The sequence below is a fragment of the Saccharothrix algeriensis genome, assembly GCF_016907655.1.
GTDB classification, from domain to species: domain Bacteria; phylum Actinomycetota; class Actinomycetes; order Mycobacteriales; family Pseudonocardiaceae; genus Actinosynnema; species Actinosynnema algeriense.
The window spans coordinates 283,422-303,520 of sequence record NZ_JAFBCL010000001.1; the positions used below are offsets into that span (position 1 = coordinate 283,422).

Here is a 20,099-nt window from a genome sequence, read left to right on the forward strand (position 1 = left end):
AGGCTTTGGTGTACACGGATCCGGCTGTCCGGACCACGCCCGCGCTGCCCTTGCAGCGCGGGATGATCGCCGCCGGGCTGCGCGACCCCGAGGCGGGCACGGACGTGATCCAGTGCGTGCAGCGGTTCGCCGACCCGTTCGACGTCGAGGTCTACCTCGCGGCGTGGCGAGCGGCGGTCGAGCGGCACCCGGTCCTGCGCACGCGGTTCCGCTGGCGACCCGACGGGAGCGCCGAGCAGGCGCCCGGACCGGCGTCCGACGTGCCGGTGGTCGCCGACGACGCCCTCGCCGGGAGCACCGGACCGGGCGGGATCGGCGCCGGGGAGGCCGACCTGGCGGCGTTCCTGGCCGCCGACCGGAGAGCGGGCGTGGACCCGGTCGCCGGGCCGCCGCTGCGGGTGCGGGCGCTGCCGGGCAACGTGGTGGTGGCGACGTTCCACCACGCCATCCTGGACGGCCGGTCGCTGGCGATCCTGCTGGCGGAGGTGGACGACGACTACGCCGCGCGCGGCCGGGCCGAGTTCGCGCCGCGGCCCGAGTTCGCCGGCTACGCCCGCTGGCACGCCGAGCGCACCGCGCCGGACAACCCCCTGGCACAGGCCGACGAGCGGTTCTGGGCCGCCGAGCTGGCGGACCTGCCCGAGCCGGGACCGCTGCCCCTGGAGCACGGCGGTTCGGGCACACCGGTCATGGGCACGGCCGAACTCGCCCTGTCCGACGCCGAGACCGCCGCCGTGCGGGCGCTGGCCGCCGCGGCGGGCGTCACCGCCAACACCGCGGTGCTGGCGGCCTGGGGCCTGCTGCTGGCCGCGCACTCCGGCGCCGACGAGGCCGTGTTCGGCGTGACCCGCGCGACCCGGCACGGTTCCGCGGCGGGCGCGCAGGACATGGTGGGGCTGCTGCTGGCCACCGTCCCGCTGCGGCTGCCGGTGCGCCGGGACGAGCCGGTGGTCCGGTGGTTGCGCGCCGTCCGGGAGCGCTCCGTGGCCGCCCGCGACCACCAGCTCAGCCCGCTGCCCGACATCCAGCGCGCCGCCGGGCGGGACGCGCTGATGCGCAGCCTGGTGCTGTTCGAGCACCGCGAGATCAACACCGTGCTGGCCGCGCGCCCCGGCGCGCCGGCCGGCCGCCACGTCCGCATCCTGCGCAGCCCGGGCTACCCGATGACGCTCTACGCGTTCGCCGAGCCGCGCCTGAGCCTGCAGCTCATCCACGACACCACCAGGTTCCCCGACTGGGCGCCGCGGGCGCTGCTCGAGCAGTTCCGCGACCTGCTGACCGGGATGGCCGAGCACCCGGACCGCCCGGTGCGCGAGCTGACCGAGGCGCGCGGCGCGCGGCGGACGCGGATCCTCGCCGACTGGAGCCGCACGGGTCCGCCGGAGGGCCCGGTCGAGGCGACCGTCACCGGGCTGTTCGCCGAGCAGGTGCGGCTGCGCCCGGACGCCGACGCGGTGCACCGCGCGGACGGGGCCTGGCTGAGCTACGCCGAGCTGGACGCGCGGTCCGACCGGCTGGCGCACGTGCTGCTGGCGCGCGGCGCGCGGCCCGACCACCCGGTCGGGCTGGCGCTGCCGCGCGGGGCGGACCTGGTGACCGCGATGCTGGCCGTGCTCAAGGCCGGCGCCGCCTACCTGCCGCTGGACCCGGCGAACCCGGCCGCCCGGGACGCGGTGGCGCTGCGCGAGTCCGGGACCGCGCTGGTGGTCACCGACCGCCCGCGCCCGCTGCCCGACGGCGTGCGCGCGGTGCTGGTGTCCGAAGTGGACGGCCCAGGCGCGCCGGCGCCCACCGCGCCGCTGCCCGCCGCGCACCCGCTGGGCGTGGCCTACCTCAACTACACGTCCGGTTCGACCGGGCGGCCCAAGGGCGTGGCCGTGCCGCACCGGGGCGTGGTGCGGCTGGTGACGCGGCCGACGTTCGCGCGGTTCGGGCCGGGGCGGACGTTCCTGCACCTGTCGGCGACCGCCTTCGACCTGACGACGCTGGAGGTGTGGGGCGCGCTGCTGACCGGCGGCCGGGTGGTGGCCGCGCCGGAGGGCCCGCCGGACCCCGTCGCGCTGGCCGGGCTGGTGCGCGCGCACCGGGTGGACGTGCTGTGGCTGACCGCCGGGTTGTTCCACCAGCTGGTGGCGCACGCGCCGGAGGTGCTGGCGCCGGTGGAGCACCTGCTCGCGGGCGGCGACGTGCTCGCGCCCGACGCCGTGCGCGCGGCGCTGGCCGCTCGTGGCGGCAAGCCGGTGGTCAACGGGTACGGGCCGACGGAGAACACCACGTTCACCACGTGCCACGTGCTGACCGACCCGGACGAGGTGGGCGCGACCGTGCCCATCGGCCGCCCGGTGCAGCGCAGCACGGTGTACGTGCTGGACGAGCTGCTGCGACCGGTGCCGGTCGGCGTGCCCGGCGAGCTGTGCACCGGCGGCGCGGGCCTGGCCCGCGGCTACTGGGGCGACCCGGCGCAGACCGCGGCGAAGTTCGTGCCCGACCCGTTCGGCGACGAGCCCGGCGGGCGGCTCTACCGCACCGGCGACCTGGCGCGGTGGCGGCCCGACGGCGTGCTGGAGTTCCTGGGGCGCGCGGACCAGCAGGTCAAGGTGCGCGGGTTCCTGGTGGAGCCCGCCGAGGTGGAGGCCGTGCTGCGCGGGTGCGCGGGCGTCACCGAGGCGGCCGTGCTGGCCGTCGGCGACGTCGACGCCCGGCACCTGGTCGCCTACGTGGTCGGCGACGCCGACGCGGCCGCGGTGCGCCGCCACGTCGAGGACCGGCTGCCCCCGTACCTGTGCCCGGCGCGGTACGTGCCGCTGCCGGCGCTGCCGCTCAACCGCAGCGGCAAGGTCGACCGGGCGGCGCTGCGGGAGGTGCGCGGCGAGCGCCGGCGGGGCGCGCCGCCGGCGGAGGGCACGCCGCGCCGGCTCGCACGGCTGTGGCAGGCGCTGCTGGGCGTCGAGGACGTGGCCGCGGACGACGACTTCTTCGCGGTGGGCGGCAACTCGCTGCTCGCGGTGCGGCTGGCGTTCCGGGTGCGCGAGGAGTTCGGCGTGGACGTGCCGGTGGCGCGGCTGCACCAGGCGCGGACGCTGGCGGCGTGCGCGGCGGTGGTCGACTCCGCGTGCCGGACCGGCGTCGCCGCCGGCATCCCGCGCCGCGACCGGTCGGCCTACCGCGTGCCGGCCCGGCGCGACCCGGAACCGGCCGCCGCGCCACCCGCGGCCGTCCCGACCGCGCCGTCGCCGGCGGCCGCCGCGGCCCCGACGACGGCCTCCCGGGCCGACGCCGACCGCCGTGCCGTCGCCGACCACCTCGTGCTGCCCGGGGGCGCCGGGAACTGGGCCGCGTGGCGGTGGGTCGCGCTGCGCGGCACCGGGTTCGGCGTCGAACCGCTGCTGGCCGTGGCGAGCCCCGACGCCGCGCGGGCCGCGGAGGACGTGCTGGCGGCCGACGACGCGCTGGGCGGGGCGCGCTGGGCGGCGTTCCGGGCGCTGCGCGCCGCGGAGGACGCGGCCGGGGGCGACGCCCGGTCGGCGCTGCGCCGGATCGGCCGGCTGGTGCGCAAGGGGCGGTTCGCCGAGGCCCTGGCCGCGCTGGACGGCGTCGCCGGCGTCGGCCCGGAGATCGGCACGGCGATCGGTGCGGGGATCAGCCCGGGGATCAGCCCGGCGATCGGCGCGGAGGTCGATGCGGGGGCCGGCGCGGGAGCCGGCGCGGAGGTCGGCGCCGTGGTGACCGCGGATCCCGGCACGGAGGTCGGCACGGCCCTGGCCGCCGCCGCGGCCGCGGCCCGGCGGCGCGAGGCCGCGCTCGCCGCCTACGCCGAGAGCTTCGAGCGGGGCCGCCGCGCCACCGCCGACGTGCTGCGCCGGGTGAGCGGCGACCCGCGGTTCCGGGAGGCCGTCGCGTGGCAGAACCCGCGCGCCCTGCAGACCTCCGTGGACGCCCTGCACCGGGCGCTGAGCGGGCCGCGCGACGCCGGCCGCAACGTCGACTACCGGCGGTGGGAGCACACCGTCGTCAGCTACCTCCAGCGGTACTGCGCGAAGAACGACACGATCGGGTTCTTCGGCCCGGTCGGCTGGGCGCGGGTGGTCGACGACGCCCCGGCGCCGCTGACCGCCCGGCCCGGTCCGGGCCTGGTCGACCGGCGCACCGCCTACCTGGAGAACTGGGCGGTCCAGCAGCTGGCCGAGGCGCTGACCACCGACGACGTCCGGCCCTGGGCGGTGCCCCGGCGGATGCCGTTCGTGGCGGTGGCGGACGGGCTGCTGCACGTGCCGCTGACCGACCCGGTCCGGCTGCCGCCGCTGGAGGCCGCCGTGCTGGCCGCCTGCGACGGGCAACGGCGCGCGTGGGACGTCGCCGAGCACGTGGGCGAAGACCGCGCGGTCGTGTTCGCCGCGCTGGAACGGCTGCGGCAGGCCCGGCGCATCGCGTGGACCCTGGAGGTGCCGCCCTCGGCGCTGGTGCCGGAACGGGCGCTGCGCGCGCAGGTCGACGGCATCGGCGACCCCGCCGTCCGCGACCGGGTGGCGGGCGCCCTGGCGGAGGTGGAGGCCGGGCGGGACGCGGTGGCCGCCGCCGTCGGCGACCCCGACCGGCTGGTCGGGGCGATCGGCGACCTGCAGGCGCGGTTCACCGCCCTCACCGGCGCGGAGGCGGTGCGCCGGCCCGGCCTGTACTACGCGGGCCGGACGCTGGTGCACGAGGAGTGCCACCGCGACCTGGAGGTCGACCTCTCCCCCGCCCTGCTGGACACCCTGTGGCCGGCGCTGGAGCCGGTCCTGGAGGCCGCGCGCTGGTTCACCTGCGCGGGCTCGGCGCTGTACGCGCGGGCCTTCCGCGAGGTCCACCGCGAGCACGCGGGCGGGCGGGGGTCGGTGCGGCTGGCCGACTTCTGGCTGTGGGCCAACGACGCGATCTTCCGGCTGGACGACCGGCTGGTCGGCCGGCTGGTCGCCGCGCTGCAGGACCGCTGGGCGCAGGCGATGGGCGCACACGACCCGGGCGCCCGGCACGTGCGGCGCCCGGTCGCGGACGTGCGGGAGGCCGCGCTGCGGCTGTTCGCCGCGCCGCGCCCCGGCTGGCGCGCCGCCGTGCAGCACAGCCCGGACGTGCTGCTGGCCGCGCGCGACGCGGACGCCGTGCGCTCGGGCGACTACCAGTGGGTGCTGGGCGAGGTGCACCCCGGCGTGAACACCACGCGGGCGGCGCTGTTCGTGTCGCAGCACCCCGACCCGGCGCAGCTGCGCGAGGCGATGGCGCACGACCTGGGCGGACCCCGCGTCGTGCTCGGCACCACCCGCGAGCAGGGCGGCACGCCGCAGCGCCTCGCGGACGCCCTGGTGTCGCCGCAGGACCTGCGGATCGTGTTCGGCCACGACTCGTGCGGGCCGGACCTGCGCGGCGCGGTCCCGGTCGGCGACTGCGAGGTGGTGGACGCCGGCGGGCGGCTGCGCGCGCGCAGCCGGGACGGCCGGGTCGACCTGGAGCTGGTAGAGCTGCTCAGCGAGCAGCTCATGGCGCAGCTGGTGCAGCGGTTCCGGCTGCTGCCCGCGGGCGCGCACACGCCCAGGGTGAGCCTGGACCGGCTGGTGGTGGCGCGGGAGAGCTGGCTGCTGCCCGCGGCGCGGTCCCGGTTCGCGTTCGCCGCCGACGAGCCGGGCCGGTTCCTCGGCGCGCAGGAGTGGCGGCGGGAGCACGGCGTGCCGCGGTTCGTGTTCGCCAAGAGCCCGATCGAGCACAAGCCGTTCTACGTGGACTTGGAAAGCGGTCCGTCGGTCGAGCTGTTCGCGCACGCGGTGCGCGCACTGGAGCGGGAGCGGCCGGGCGCGCCGATGGGCGTCGGGGAGATGCTGCCCGGCCCGGACCGGCTGTGGCTCACCGACGCCCGGGGCGGCCGGCACACCGCGGAGTTCCGGCTGGTCGCGGTGGACCAGCGGGGTTGGCACAGAGGAGGAGCGCGGTGAGCACGGTGATCCCCGACGGGCGTGAGGTGTTCCGGTTCCCCGCCTCGTCCGGCCAGCGCCGGCTGTGGCTGCTGGACCAGCTCGTCCCCGGCCCGGTCTACAACATCGGCTGGCGGGTGGCGCTGGACGGCCCCCTGGACCCGGGCGCGCTGCGCGCCGCGCTGGACGCGGTCGTGGCGCGGCACGAGGCGCTGCGGACCCGGTTCGAGGCCGAGGACGGCGTGCCGGTGCAGGTCGTGTCCTCCGCGCAGCCGGTGGAGCTGCCGGTGCTGGACGTGGCGGCGGACGGGCTCGACGACGCCGTGCGCGAGCTGGTGCGGCGGCCGTTCGACCTGCACGCCGGTCCGCTGCTGCGGGCCGCCCTGCTGCGGCTGCCCGACCGGCACGTGCTGGTCCTGGTGCTGCACCACAGCATCGCCGACGGGTGGTCGTGCTCGGTGCTGTTCGACGAGCTGGCGCACTGCTACGCGGGCGACCCGGCCGACCTGCCCGAGCTGCCGGTGCAGTACCCGGACTACGCGGTGTGGCAGCGCGAGCAGGTCGAGGGCGACGCGTTCGCCGCCGACGCCGCGCACTGGCGGGAGGCGCTGCGCGGCGCGCCGACCGTGCTGCCGCTGCCCGGCGACCGGCCCCGCCCCGCCAGGCCGACCGGGCGCGGCGCGGAGCTGCGCCGGGAGCTGCGGGTCGGCGACGGGTCGTTCCCGGCCCTGCTGGCGCTGTTCCAGTGCGTGCTGCACCGGGTGACCGGGCAGGCGGACTTCCTGGTCGCCACGCCGGTCGCCGCCCGCACCCGGCCCGAGACCGAGGGCCTGGTCGGGTTCGTGGCCAACACCCTGCCGCTGCGGGCCCGGTTCGCCGCCGGCACCACCCTGGGCGAGGTGGTCCGCGCGGCCGAGGCCGCCACGGTCGCCGCGCTGGCGCACCAGGACCTGCCGTTCGAGCAGCTGGTGGACCTGGTGGCGCCGCAGCGGACGCTGGCGCACGCGCCCCTGGTGCAGGTGATGTTCGCGGTCGAGCCGCTGCCTCGGGCGCGCCGGGCGGGCGCGGTGACGATGCGGCCGGAGCCGGTCGCCAACGGCGGCGCGAAGTTCGACCTGTCGCTGACCGTGGAGCACGACGGCGACCGGTGGTTCGCGCGCTGGCAGTACGACGCGGAGCTGTTCGAGGAGGCGACGATCGCGGCGCTGCACACCGCGTTCGCCACCGCCGCCGCGCACGCCGACCCGGCGGTGGAGGTCGCCGAGCTGCCGCTCACCTCGGCGGCGCCCGCGCCCGTCGCCGGGCCGCACCGCGGCGGCACCGCGCTCGACCTGGTCTCCGCGGCGCTGGCCGCGCACCCCGACGCCCTGGTGGGGACGCTGACGTGCGGCGAGATCGACCGCGCGGCCAACCGCCTGGCCCACGCGCTGGTCGCGGCCGGCGCGCGGCCCGACCGGCCGGTGGCGCTGTGCCTGGAGCGCGGCACGCCCACCGTCGTCGGCGTCCTGGCCGCGTGGCGGGCGGGCGCGGGCTACCTGCCGCTGGACCCGTCGTGGCCGGTCGACCGCCTCACCGCGATGGCGACCGACTCCGGCGTCCCGGTCCTGGTCACCGACGCGGCCTCGCGCGCCCGCACCCGCCTCGGCGGTCCGTGGGCCGACGTGGACCTCGACACCGCGACCGGCCCGGACACCCCGCCCGACGTCGTCGCGCCGATCCCGGGGAGCCTGGCCTACGTCATCCACACCTCCGGCTCCACGGGCCGCCCCAAGGGCGTGCACGTCACGCAGGGCGGCCTGGCGGCGCTGATCGCGGCGATGGACGACCTGCTGGACCTGTCGCCGGACGACGTCCTGGTCTCCTTCACCACCCCCGCGTTCGACGTCTCCACGGTGGAGCTGCTGGTGCCCCTGCTGCGCGGCACGCGGGTGGTGACGGTCCCCGCCGACGACGTGGCGGACGGCGCGCTGCTGCGCCGGCACATCGCGGAGGCCGGCGCGACGGTCGTGCAGGGCGGCCCGGCGAGCTGGCGGATGATCGTGGCGGCGGGCGGCGTGCCGGCGCACGTCCGGCTGCGGGTCACCGGCGGCGAGGCGCTGACCCGCGACCTGGCCGACCAGCTCCAGTCCGACGGCGCGACGCTCGTCGACGGCTACGGGCCGACCGAGACCACGGTGTACTCCGCGGTCGGCGTCGTGCCGCGCGGCCCCGAGCCGATCCGGCTGGGCCCGGCCGTGCCGGGGACGACGCTGCACGTGCTGGACCCGCTGCTGCGCCCCGTCCTGCCCGGCCTGATCGGCGAGCTGCACGTCGGCGGCGCGGGCGTGGCGCGCGGCTACCACGGCCTGCCGGCGCTGACCGCCGACCGGTTCCTGCCCGACCCGTTCGGCGGGGGCAGGCTCTACGCGACCGGCGACCTGGTCCGCCTGCGCGCCGACGGGCGGCTGGAGTTCCTCGGCCGCGCCGACCGGCAGGTCAAGGTCCGGGGGTTCCGCATCGAGCCCGGCGAGGTCGAGGCCGTGCTGCGCGCCCACCCCGACGTCGCCGACGCCGTGGTCACCACCTGGTCGGCGAACGAGGTCGACGTGCGGCTGGTGGCGCACGTCGTGCTGCGCCGCGGCGACACCGAGGCGCTGCGCCCGCACCTGGCCGCGAAGCTGCCCGAGTACATGGTGCCGGCCGCGATCGTGGCGCTGGACGCGCTGCCGCGCACCGGTTCGGGCAAGACCGACCGGGACGCGCTGCCCGAGCCCGAGTGGACCGCCGGCGACGCCGCGCACGTGCCGCCGCGCGACGACGCGGAGACCCGGATGGCGTCGATCTGGCGGGACGTGCTGAGCATCCCGGCCGACCGGCCGCTCGGCGTGCACGACAACTTCTTCGCCCTGGGCGGCCACTCGCTGACCGCCACCCAGATGCTCGCCCGCGTGCGCGCGGCGATGGGCGCGGACCTGGCGCTGGCGACGCTGTTCGCCGCGCCCACGATCGCGGCCCTGTGCGCGGCGCTGACGACCGCGGACGGGGGCGCGCGCGGCCCCGTGCCGCTGCTGGACCAGCTCGACGACCTGTCCGACGCCGAGATCGACCGCCTGCTGGGCACGCTGGCCGACGACGACCGGTGACCGAGCGGACGAGCGCACTGCGAACCTGGGGAAAGCATGGGACACGACAGGACCGGCCCGCCGACCGGGGGCCGGGCATGACCGACGCGGTGGTGGTGGGAGCGGGCCTCGCGGGCTCGCTGACCGCCGTGTACCTGGCGCGGCGCGGTTGGCGCGTGCGCGTGCTCGAGCGGCGGGCCGACCCCCGCACGCCGGGCGCCCGCGAGGAGGGCCGGTCGATCAACCTCGGCCTGTCCCAGCGCGGGATCGTGGCGCTGCGCGAGGTCGGGCTGCTCGACGCGCTCGCGCCGGCCACCGTGCCGATGCGCGGCCGGGTCGTGCACTCGCCCGACGGCGCGCTGCGCTTCCAGCCCTACGGCACCGGGGAGGACCAGATCCTGCACTCGGTGCTGCGGCACGACCTGAACGTGGCGCTGGTCGACGAGGCCGAGCGGCGCGGCGTCGAGTTCCGCTGGGGCCACCGGGTCACCGCCGTGGACCGGCAGCGCCCGTCGGTCACCACCGACGGTCCACAGGGGACGGTCGAGCACACCGCCCGCCTCGTCGTCGGCGCGGACGGCGCGTTCTCGGCGGTGCGCGCCGGGCTGGCGCGCGGCGCGCGGACCACGCTGCACCAGGAGCACCTGGAGTGGGGCTACAAGGAGCTGCTGATCCCGGTCGGCGACGACGGGCGACCGCGCACCGAGCTGCGCGCCCTGCACGTGTGGCCGGGCGACGACGGGCTGATCGTGGCGCACCCCAACGTGGACGGCTCGCTGACCGCCACGGTGTTCCTGCCGTTCGAGGGCCGCGAGGGGTTCGCGGGCCTGGGCACCGGCGCGCGGGTGCGGGAGTTCTTCGCCCGCCGCTTCCCCGACGCGCTGACCCTCGTGCCCGACCTGGTGGAGCAGTTCCTGGCGCACCCGCCGGCGAGCCTGGTCACCATCCGCACCGAGCCGTGGCACGCGACCGCGCCGCACGGGCGCGGCGTGGTGCTGCTGGGCGACGCCGCGCACGCGGTGTACCCGTTCTTCGGGCAGGGCATGAACGCCGCGTTCGAGGACTGCTCGGTGCTCGACCGCTGCCTGGCCGCCCACCCGCACGACCTGCCCGGCGCGCTGGCCGCGTTCGAGGCCGCCCGCCGGCCGCACACCGACGTGCTGGCCGAGCTGTCCAAGCGCAACTTCGTCGAGCTGCGGGACCGGCTGCGCTCGCCGCTGTTCCTGGCCCGCAAGAAGGCGGACCTGGTGCTGCACCGCATGTTCCCGCGCTCCTGGGTGCCGCTCTACACCCTCATCGCGCACACGACAGTGCCCTACGGCGAAGCCCTGGCCCGCGCGCGGCGCCAGGACCGCCTGCTGGGCGGCGTGACCGCCGCGCTGACCGGCGCGGCGCTGGCCGGACTGGCACACCGGTCCCGCCGCACACGTGGCAGAAGGCAGGTGAGCTGATGCTGATCCACCCGACCCGGCCCGCCCACCCCCTCGTCGAGCCGGCCGACTTCGCCGCCGAGCGGCTCCCGGACGCGGTCGCGGCGCACGAGCAGGCGCTGCGCACCGTGTTCGCCTGGGCGGCCGACTACCTGTGCGCGCCGCACCCCGAGCTGGGCAGGCGCGGCGACGTGTGCCCGTTCACCGACAGCTCGCTGAAGAAGGGGCTGTTCCTGCTGTCCGTGCACGCGGGCGGGCACGACGACCCCGCCGAGCTGGCGCGGCTGCTGCTGCCCTACCGGGACTGGTTCGCCGAGCTGGAACCGCGCACCGGCACGTCCGCCCAGTTCAAGACGATCCTGGTGCTGTTCCCCGACCTCACCGCGCGCGCGCAGTGGGCGGTGGTGGACCGCGCGCAGGAGCTGCTCAAGGCCGACTACGCCCGCGACGGCCTGATGGTCGGCGAGTTCCACCCCGGCCCGCCGGACAAGGCGGGCCTGTGGAACCCCGGGTTCCGGCCGCTGCGCAGCCCGGTGCCGATGCTCGCCATCCGGCACATGGTGCCCACCGACTTCCCGTTCCTGCGCGACGACGACGCCACCCTCGCCGCGTACCTGCGGCACTTCGGCGACCGCGTGCCCACCCACCTGCGGGGCGACGTGCGGGCCGCCGCCGACCGACTCGCCACGTCCGGGAGCTGACCATGACCCACCCCGACGCGGTGTCCGCCGCGCGCAAGCGGGAGCTGCTGGCGCGCAGGCTGCGCGAGCGCGCCGCGAAACCCGCCGCCTACCCGCTGTCGTTCGGCCAGCAGCGGCTGTGGTTCCTGGACCGGCTCTCGCCCGGCGGCGCGGCCTACACCATCCCGCTCGCGCTGCGCCTGCGCGGCCCGCTGGACGTGGCCGCCCTGCGCGGCGCGCTGGACGGCGTGGTCGCCCGGCACGCGGCGCTGCGCACGACGTTCCCCGACTCGGGCGGCGAGCCGGTGCAGCTGGTCGCGCCGACCGGCGCGGTGGGGCTGACCCGGCACGAGCTGCCCGACGGCGACCGGGACGCGGCGGCGCGCGCGTTCGCCGACCGGCGCGGCGCGGTCGGCTTCGACCTGCAGCGGGGCCCGCTGTTCACCGCCGACCTGGGCCGCTTCGCCGACGACGACCACGTGCTGGTGCTGTGCCTGCACCACATCGTGGCCGACGCGTGGTCGCTGTCGGTGCTGCTGGCCGAGCTGGGCGAGAACTACGCGGCGGCGCTGGCCGGCCGCGTGCCCGACCGGCCGGAACCCCGCCTGCAGTACCCGGACTTCGCGGTGTGGCAGCGCGACCGGATGGGCGACGAGGTGGCCGCCGCCCACCTGGACCACTGGGCGCGCCACCTGGCGGGCGCGCCCGAGCTGCTGACGCTGCCCACCGACCGCCCGCGCCCGGCCGTGGCCACCCACCGGGGCGCGCTGCACCACCGCGAGGTGCCCGCCGCCGACGTGGCCGCCCTGGAGCGGCTGGCCCGCGCGCACGGCGCGACGCTGTTCATGGTGCTGATGGCCGGTTTCACCGCGCGCCTGGGCCGGCTCGCCGGGCAGGACGACGTCGTGGTGGGCACGCCGGTCGCCGGCCGGTCGCACCCCGACCTGGAGGGGCTGATCGGCTTCTTCGTCAACACGCTGGCGCTGCGCACGTCGGTGGCCGGCGACCCGACCTTCGCCGAGCTGCTCGACCGCGTCCGCGCCACCACCGTCGAGGGCCTGGCGCACGCCGACCTGCCGTTCGAGCGGCTGGTGGAGCACCTGAGCCCGCAGCGGAGCCTGGGCCACGCGCCGCTGTTCCAGGCGCAGCTGATCCTCCAGAACACCCCGCCGCTGGACGTCGGGCTGCCCGGCGTCCGCGCGACCGCGATCACCCCCGACCCCGGCGTGTCCAAGGTGGACATCACGCTGGCCGCGGAGCACCGGGGCGGCGCGCTGGCGCTGGGCGTCGAGTACAGCACCGACCTGTTCGACGAGGCCACCGTCGCCGAGTTCACCGACCGGCTCGTCGCGCTGCTCGCGGCGGCGGCCCGGGACCCGGGGCGGCGCGTCTCGGAGCTGGACGCGCTGACCGGCGTGCGCCGCTGGGAGGTCCTGGAGGGCTTCAACGACACCGACCTGCCGCTGCCCGCCGCCACCACCGCGCTGGACCTGGTCGCGGGCGAGCCCGACGCGGTCGCGGTGTCCGGGCCGGGCGGCGCGGCGCTGACCTACCGGGAGCTGGCCGAGCGGTCCGACCGCGTGGCGGCGGCGCTGCGGGCGCACGGCGCGACCGGGCCGGTCGCGCTGCACCTGCCGCGCACACCGGACCTGGTGGCGGCCGTGCTGGGCGTGTGGCGGGCGGGGGCGGCCTACGTGCCGCTGGACCCCGGCTGGCCGGCCGAGCGGCTGGCGGCGATGCTCGCCGACTCCGGCGCGACCACCCTGCTGACCGACCCGGCGCTGGAGCACCCGGCGTTCGCGGGCGCCGTGCTGTCCCTGCCCGACGTGCTGTCCCCGACCGACCAGCCGGCCCCGGCCGAGCAGCCACCGGGGCCGCGCCCGGTGATCGGCGAGGACCTGGCCTACGTGATCTACACCTCCGGCTCGACCGGCACGCCCAAGGGCGTGGCCGTGCCGCACCGGGCGGTGGTGAACCTGCTGGCCTCGTTCGCGCCGCTGCTGTCGCTCACCGCCGGCGACCGGCTGGCGGCCGTGACGACCCTGTCGTTCGACATCTCGGTGCTCGAACTGCTGCTGCCGCTGGTGGCCGGCGCGGAGGTCCTGGTCGTGCCGGGCGACACCGCCGGCGACGGCGCGGCGCTGCGCGCCCTGCTGGCCGAGCGCGGCGTCACCGCCCTGCAGGCGACCCCGGCGACGTGGCGGCTGCTGCACGCCGCCGGCGGCGTCCCGCCGGGCGTCACGACCCGCGTGTGCGGCGGCGAGGCGCTGCCCCGCGACCTGGCCGACGACCTGCTGGACGGGAACTCGCTGCTGTGGAACGCCTACGGGCCCACCGAGACCGCGGTGTGGTCGGCGGCTGGCCTGGTCGAGCCGTCGCCCGCCCCGGTCGTGATCGGGCCGCCGATCGGCAACACCCGCCTCTACGTGCTCGACGCGGCGCTGCAGCCGGTGCCGCCCGGCGTGGTGGGCGAGCTGCACATCGGCGGGGCGGGCGTCGCGCGCGGCTACCACGGCCGCCCGGCGCTGACCGCGAGCCGGTTCGTGCCCGACCCGTTCTCCCGCGCGCCGGGCGGGCGGCTCTACGCGACCGGCGACCTGGTCCGCCACCGCCCGGACGGCACGCTGGACTTCCTGGGCCGCGCGGACCACCAGGTGAAGCTGCGCGGCTTCCGCATCGAACCGGGCGAGGTCGAGGCGGCGCTGCTGGCCACGGGCGAGGTGCGCGAGGCCGTCGTCGTGCCGCGCGACGAGCGCCTGGTCGCCTACCTGGTGCCGGAGCGGCGCTCGGCGGACCTGTGGGCGCGGCTGCGCGCGCGGCTGGCCGAGCGGCTGCCCGAGTACATGGTGCCCGCCGCGGCGGTGCTGCTGGACGCGTTCCCGCTGACCCCCAACGGCAAGACCGACCGCGCCGCCCTGCCCGAACCGGAGTGGGCGCCCGCCGGCGACCGGGTCGCGCCGCGCGACGCCGTGGAGGAGGTGCTGGCGGGCATCTGGTGCGAGGTGCTGGGCGTGCCGGAGGTGGGGGTGCACGACGACTTCTTCGCGCTGGGCGGGCACTCCCTGCTGGCGGCCAAGGCGCTGGCGCGGGTGCGCGGCGCGTTCTCGGTGAGCGTGCCCATCGGCCGGATGTTCGCCGCGCCCACCGTCGCCGGGATGGCCGCGGCGCTGGCGGCGCTGGACGAGCCCGACCGCATCGCCGCCGTCGCCGAGCTGCGGGTGCGGCTGGCCGGCCTGTCCACCGAGGAGATCGAGGCGATGCTCGGGGAGGCGCCGTGAAGCGGTTCGCCGTGGTGTGGGCCGGGCAGCTGGTCTCGGTCATCGGCTCGGCGCTGACCGCGTTCGTGCTCGGCGTCTGGGTGTACCTGGGCACGGGCTCGGTGACGCAGTTCGCGCTCATCCAGTTCTGCGCGGTGGTGCCGGGCATCCTGCTCGCCCCGTACGCGGGCGCGCTCGCCGACCGGTGCGACCGCCGCCGGGTCATGCTCGTGGCCGACCTCGGCGCGGGGGTGGTCACCGCGCTGCTGCTGGTCGCGGTGACCACCGGCTCGCTGGCGGTGTGGCACGTGTACCTGGCCTCGGCGCTGACCGCGACGCTGAACACCTTCCACCTCATCGCCTACCAGGCGCTGGTGCCCGCGCTGGTGCCGCCGGAGCACCTCGGCCGCGTCAACGGCCTGATGCAGCTCACCCACGGCGTGCAGATCGCCGCGCCGCTGGTGGCGGGCGCGCTGCTGGGGCTGGTCGGGCTGCGCGGGGTGCTGGTGATCGACGTGGTGTCGATGGCGTTCGCGGTCGCGGCGCTGCTGGCGGCCCGGCTGCCGGCGACCTCGGGCGGCGGTGGCGACGGCGGCCGGCGGGAGGGCATCGGCGCGGGCCTGCGGTGGCTGCGCGGCGCGCCGGGGCTGTTCACGCTGTGCGCGGTGTTCGGCGCGTGGAACTTCCTGTTCGCCGTCGCGGGCGGGCTGGTGCAGCCGCTGATCCTGTCGTTCTCCGGGCCGGCGACCCTGGGCGTGCTGATGGCGGCCGGTGGCGGCGGGCTGTTCGCCGGCGGGCTGGTCATGGGCGCGTGGGGCGGGCCGGAGCGGCGGGTGCTGGGCGTCTACCTCGGCCTGGCGCTGGGCGGGGTGTTCCTGGTGCTGCACAGCCTCGCGCCCTCGCCGTGGCTGATCGGGGTGGCGGCGCCCGCCTTCCTGTGCACGCTGCCGCTGATGAACACCTGCTGCGTGACGCTGCTGCAGACCAAGGTGGACCCGGCCGTGCTGGGCCGGGTGCTGGCCGTCGTGCGGATGCTGAGCACCGCCGCGATGCCCCTGGCGTACCTGCTGATCGGCCCGCTGTCCGACGGCCTGGCCGAACCGCTGATGGCGCCCGGCGGCGCCCTGGCGCCCTCGGTCGGGTCGCTCATCGGCACCGGCGAGGGCCGCGGCATCGCCCTGGTGTTCCTGGTGGTCGGCGTGCTGATGCTGGCGCTGACCGCCTACGCGTGGTCGCGCCCGCGGCTGCGGGCCGTGGACGACCTGCCCGACGCGGTGGCCCAGACACCGGAAAGGACCCTCCAGTGACCGACCTGACCGACCACCGCGAGCGGCTGCTGGAGCGCCTGCTCGCCCAGCGGGGCCTGGCCGGCGCGCAGCGCGGGGTGCCCCGGCGGCCCGAGGGCGCGACCGTGCCGCTGACCGGCAACCAGCGCGGCCTGTGGCTGACCGGGCGGCTCGGCCTGGACGCGGGCGCGTACGCCATGTTCGCCGCGCTGCGCGTCGCGGGCGAGGTCGACCCCGACCGGCTGCGGGCCGCCGTCACCGCCGTGGTCGAGCGGCACGAGGCGCTGCGGACCCGGATCGTCGAGGTCGACGGCGTGCCGCGGCAGCAGGTGTCCGCCGAGCCGGTCGTCGACCTGCGGGTCGAGGACCTGGGCGACGGCGACCTGCACGACCTGGTCGTGGCCGAGGTGGACACCCCGTTCGACCTGGCGGCCGGCCCCCTGCTGCGGGTCCGGCTGGTGCGGGTCGCGCCCGGCGACGGCGCCGTGGTGCTGACCGCCCACCACATCGTGTGCGACGACCTGTCGCTGGGCCTGGTCGCGGCCGAGGTCGGCGACGTGTACGCGGGCCTCCCGCCGGCCCCGGTCGGGGCGCAGTTCCCCGACTACGCGCGCTGGCAGGCCGACCGGCTGGCCGACGGCGAGCGGCAGCGGCAGCTCGACCACTGGGCGGACCGCCTGGCCGGCGCGCCCGCCGTGCTGGACCTGGCCGCCGACCGGCCGCGGACCCGGGACCGGACCGTCGCGGGCGGCAGCCACCGGTTCACCGTGCCGGCGGAGTCGGCCCGCGGGGTCGCCGGCCTGGCCCGCGCCCACGGCTGCACGACCTTCGCGGTGCTGCTGGCCGCGTTCGCGGTCGTGCTGGCCCGCCGGTCGGGCGAGCAGGACCTGGTGATCGGCTCGCCCACGACGCACCGGCCGCTGCCCGAGCTGGAGCGCTCGGTCGGCATGTTCGTCACCACGACGGCGCTGCGCGTGGACCTGTCCGGCGACCCGACCGTCGGCGAGCTGCTGGCCCGCGCCAAGGCCACCGCCGTGGCCGCGCTGGACCACGCCGAGGTGAGCTTCGACGAGGTGGCCGCCCGGGTCGCGCCGCGCCGCGACCTCGCCCACCACCCGCTGTTCCAGGTGATGCTGGTGCTCAACCGGGGCGGCGACGGGGACCGCTGGGCCGGGCTGCCCGCCGCCACCCTGCCGGTCGACCGGGGCACCAGCCGGTTCGACCTGACCCTGCACGTGCGGGAGACCGCCGGCGACTGGCCCGTGAACCTGGACTACAGCGCGGACCTGTTCGAGCCGGACACCGTCGCGCGGCTGGCCGAGCAGTTCCTGGCCGCGCTGGCGGCGCTGGTGGCGAACCCCGCGGCCAGGCTGTCCGAACTGGACACCGCGACCGCCGCCGACCGGGCCGCGGCGGCGGAGCTGAACCGCGACGGGGCGGGCCGCGCTCCCGCCGACGTCCTGACCCGCATCGCCGAGCAGGTCGCCGCCCACCCCGCCGCGACGGCCGTGCTCGCCCTGGGCGCCGACGGCGCGGCCACCGCCGAGCTGAGCTTCGCGCGGCTGGACCGGCGCGCCAACCGGGTCGCGCGGGCGCTGGCCGAACGGGGCGTCGGACCCGAGACGCCGGTCGGGCTGGCGCTGCGGGCCGGTCCCGACGCGGCGGTGGCGCTGCTGGCGATCCTCAAGGCGGGCGGGGCCTACGTGCCGCTGGACCCGGCGCACCCGCCGGCCCGGCTCGCCGCGCTGCTCGCCGACTGCGGCGCGCCGGTCGTCGTCACCGCGCCCGGGGACCGCGACCGGTTCGCCGGGTTCGCGGGCGCGCTGCTGGCCACCTCCGACGAGGACTTCGCCGGCGAGGCCGACGCTCCGCCCGCGCGCGAGGTCCCGCGCGGCGGCCTGGCCTACGTCGTCTACACCTCCGGGTCGACCGGCGTGCCCAAGGGGGTGCAGGTCCAGCACGACACGCTGGCCAACCTCACCGACGCGTTCATCGACCTGCACGGGTTCGGGCCCGGTCAGCGGATCCTGATGGTCCCGCCGCTGAGCTTCGACGCCTCGGTGGGCGACGTGTTCCCGGCGTGGTGCTCGGGCGCGGCGGTGGCCGTGCACCCGGAGCCGGCGGCCGTCGGCGGGCCGGAGCTGCTGCGGCTGTGCGCCGAGCACGGCCTGACCGCCGTGGACGCCCCGGCCGCGCTGTGGAAGCGGTGGGTGGCCGACCTGGAGGGCGTCACCGCGCCCGCCGGCCCGCTGCGGGTGGTGATGATCGGCGGCGAGGCCGTGCCGCCGCGCGCCGTCGCCCGGTGGGCCGAGGCGACCGGCGTGCCGCTGGTCAACCACTACGGGCCGACCGAGACGACGGTCTGCGCCACCGCGCACCGCACGGTCGACGCCACCGAGGTCGACCCGCGCTGCGCGACGCTGCCCATCGGCCGCCCGCTGCCCGGCGTGCGGGCCTACGTGCTCGACGCCGACCTGCGGCCGGCGCCGGTCGGCGTGCCGGGGCAGCTGCACGTCGGCGGGGACGCGCCGGCGCGGGGCTACCGGGGCGACCCGGCGCGCACGGCGTCGGCGTACCTGCCCGACCCGGAGGTGCCGGGCGGGCGGATGTACCGGACCGGCGACCTCGCGCGGCTGCTGCCGGACGGGACGCTGGAGTTCCTGGGCCGGGTGGACGACCAGGTCAAGCTGCGCGGCCACCGGATCGAGCCGGGCGAGGTGCGCGCGGCGCTGCTGGAGCACCCCGGGGTCGCCGAGGCCGCCGTCACCGTGCGGGCCGACACCCTGGTCGCCTACGTCGTGCCGCGCGGGCAGGCCCCGGCGCTGGACGAGCTGCGGGCGTTCTGCGCCGGGCGCCTGCCGGCGGCGATGCTGCCCGGCGCGCGGGTGGTGCTGGCGGAGCTGCCGCTGACCGCGCACGGCAAGGTCGACACCGCCCGGCTGCCCGACCCGGAGGCGGGCGGCGCGCCGTACGAGCCGCCGGGCACGCCGGTGGAGCGGGCCCTGGCCGGGATCTGGGCCGAGGTGCTCGGCGCGCCGCTGGTCGGGCGGCGCGACTCGTTCTTCGGGCTGGGCGGGCACTCCCTGGTCGCGGCGGCGGTGCTGGCCAAGGTGCGGTCGCTGCTGGGGGTGACGGTGCCGCTGCGCGCGCTGTTCGCCACCGCCGACCTCGCCGAGCTGGCCGAGGTCGTGGAGCGCGCGGCCGGCTCGGACCACACCTTCGCGCAGCGCTACCGGACCGGGCTGCCCACCGCCGAGCGGATGCGGCTCGACGCCGAGCCGCCGGACGACGTCGCGGTCGCGCACCCGCCGCGGACCGGCGCGCCGCAACGGGTCCTGCTCACCGGCGCGACCGGGTTCCTCGGCGCGCACCTGCTGGCGGAGCTGCTCGACCGGACCGGGGCGCAGGTGCACTGCCTGGTGCGGGCCGAGTCGCCGGAGGTGGCGGCGGCCCGGCTGCGCGCCAACCTGCGGCGCGCCGGCCTGGACGTGCCGCCGGAGCGGCTGGCGCGGGTCGTGCCGGTGGTGGGCGACCTGTCGAAACCGCTGCTGGGCCTGGGCGAGCGCGAGTTCGACGGGCTCGCCGAGAGCGTGGACGCCATCTACCACAACGGCGCGGTGATGAACTTCGTCCTGACCTACCGGTGGATGATGCCGCCGCACGTGGGCAGCACCGTCGACGTGCTGCGCCTGGCCACCCGGTACGCGACCAAGCCGCTGCACCTGACCTCCACGCTCGGCGTCTACCTGGGCACGGCCTACGACGGGCGGCTGGTCACCGAGACCGACCCGGCCGAGGACCCCACCGGGCTGGACACCGGGTACCTCACCACGAAGTGGGTGGCCGACACGATGGCCGTGCGGGCGCGCGAGCGGGGCGTGCCGGTGTCGGTGCACCGGATCGCGGCGATCGTCGGCGACGTGCGGACCGGCACCGCCAAGGCCGAGTCGTACCTGAGCAGGCTGATCGCGGCCTGCGCCCACACGCGGGCGGTGCCGCGCACCGCCGACGTGATCGACATGGTGCCGGTGGACCGGGTCGCGGGCGCGATCGCGGGCATCTCCACCCGCCCGGACGGCGTCGGCCGCGACTTCCACTACTACCGCGCCGACGGGCTGGGCTACGCCGAGCTGGGCGAGGTGCTGACCGCCAAGGGCTACCCGACGCGGCTGCTGGAGTACGCCGACTGGCGGGCGGTGATGCTGGAGAACCCGGACACCGCGTTCGGCCCGCTGGCCTACGACCTCACCACGACCCACCGCCCGCACCCGCGGTTCGACTGCTCGGCCACCTGGGCGGCGGCGGCCCGGTGCGGCGTCTCCTTCCCGCCCGCCGACGCCGACATGATCGCCCGCCACATCGACTACCTCGCCTCGGCGGGAGCACTGCCGGAAAGGTCCTGA

The 20,099-nt window shown here is 77.7% G+C and carries 7 protein-coding genes; all 7 read left to right on the forward strand.

Annotated features, from left to right (window positions below):
* Window positions 1-8 precede the first annotated feature (8 nt).
* The 7 genes from JOE68_RS01115 to JOE68_RS01145 all read left to right on the forward strand — a co-directional run bounded on the left by JOE68_RS01115 (window position 9) and on the right by JOE68_RS01145 (window position 20,099).
* Complete coding sequence (locus JOE68_RS01115) at window positions 9-5,963, forward strand: non-ribosomal peptide synthetase (protein WP_204840476.1); 5,955 nt, start codon at window positions 9-11, stop codon at window positions 5,961-5,963.
* Window positions 5,960-9,064 (forward strand): non-ribosomal peptide synthetase, encoded by a 3,105-nt coding sequence (locus tag JOE68_RS01120; RefSeq protein WP_204840477.1) that lies wholly within the window; start codon window positions 5,960-5,962, stop codon window positions 9,062-9,064. The genes JOE68_RS01115 and JOE68_RS01120 overlap by 4 nt, the downstream gene beginning before the upstream one ends.
* 77 nt (window positions 9,065-9,141) lie before the next feature.
* Window positions 9,142-10,494 (forward strand): FAD-dependent oxidoreductase, encoded by a 1,353-nt coding sequence (locus tag JOE68_RS01125; protein ID WP_204840478.1) that lies wholly within the window; start codon window positions 9,142-9,144, stop codon window positions 10,492-10,494.
* Window positions 10,494-11,174: a DUF6875 domain-containing protein gene (locus JOE68_RS01130; RefSeq protein WP_204840479.1), complete on the forward strand. Its 681-nt coding sequence runs from the start codon at window positions 10,494-10,496 to the stop codon at window positions 11,172-11,174. The genes JOE68_RS01125 and JOE68_RS01130 overlap by 1 nt, the downstream gene beginning before the upstream one ends.
* 2 nt (window positions 11,175-11,176) lie before the next feature.
* Entirely contained in the window at window positions 11,177-14,431 is a 3,255-nt protein-coding gene (locus JOE68_RS01135; RefSeq protein ID WP_204840480.1) for a non-ribosomal peptide synthetase, read from the forward strand.
* Complete coding sequence (locus JOE68_RS01140; protein WP_204840481.1) at window positions 14,428-15,717, forward strand: MFS transporter; 1,290 nt, start codon at window positions 14,428-14,430, stop codon at window positions 15,715-15,717. The genes JOE68_RS01135 and JOE68_RS01140 overlap by 4 nt, the downstream gene beginning before the upstream one ends.
* Window positions 15,714-20,099, forward strand: a complete 4,386-nt coding sequence (locus JOE68_RS01145) for a non-ribosomal peptide synthetase (protein ID WP_204840482.1) — start codon at window positions 15,714-15,716, stop codon at window positions 20,097-20,099. Before JOE68_RS01140 ends, JOE68_RS01145 begins: the two co-directional genes overlap by 4 nt.

Coding starts and splice junctions, on each gene's coding strand:
- JOE68_RS01125 (WP_204840478.1), top strand. CDS start 9,142: ATGACCGACGCGGTGGTGGTGGGAGCGGGCCTCGCGGGCTCGCTGACC.
- JOE68_RS01130 (WP_204840479.1), top strand. CDS start 10,494: ATGCTGATCCACCCGACCCGGCCCGCCCACCCCCTCGTCGAGCCGGCC.
- JOE68_RS01135 (WP_204840480.1), top strand. CDS start 11,177: ATGACCCACCCCGACGCGGTGTCCGCCGCGCGCAAGCGGGAGCTGCTG.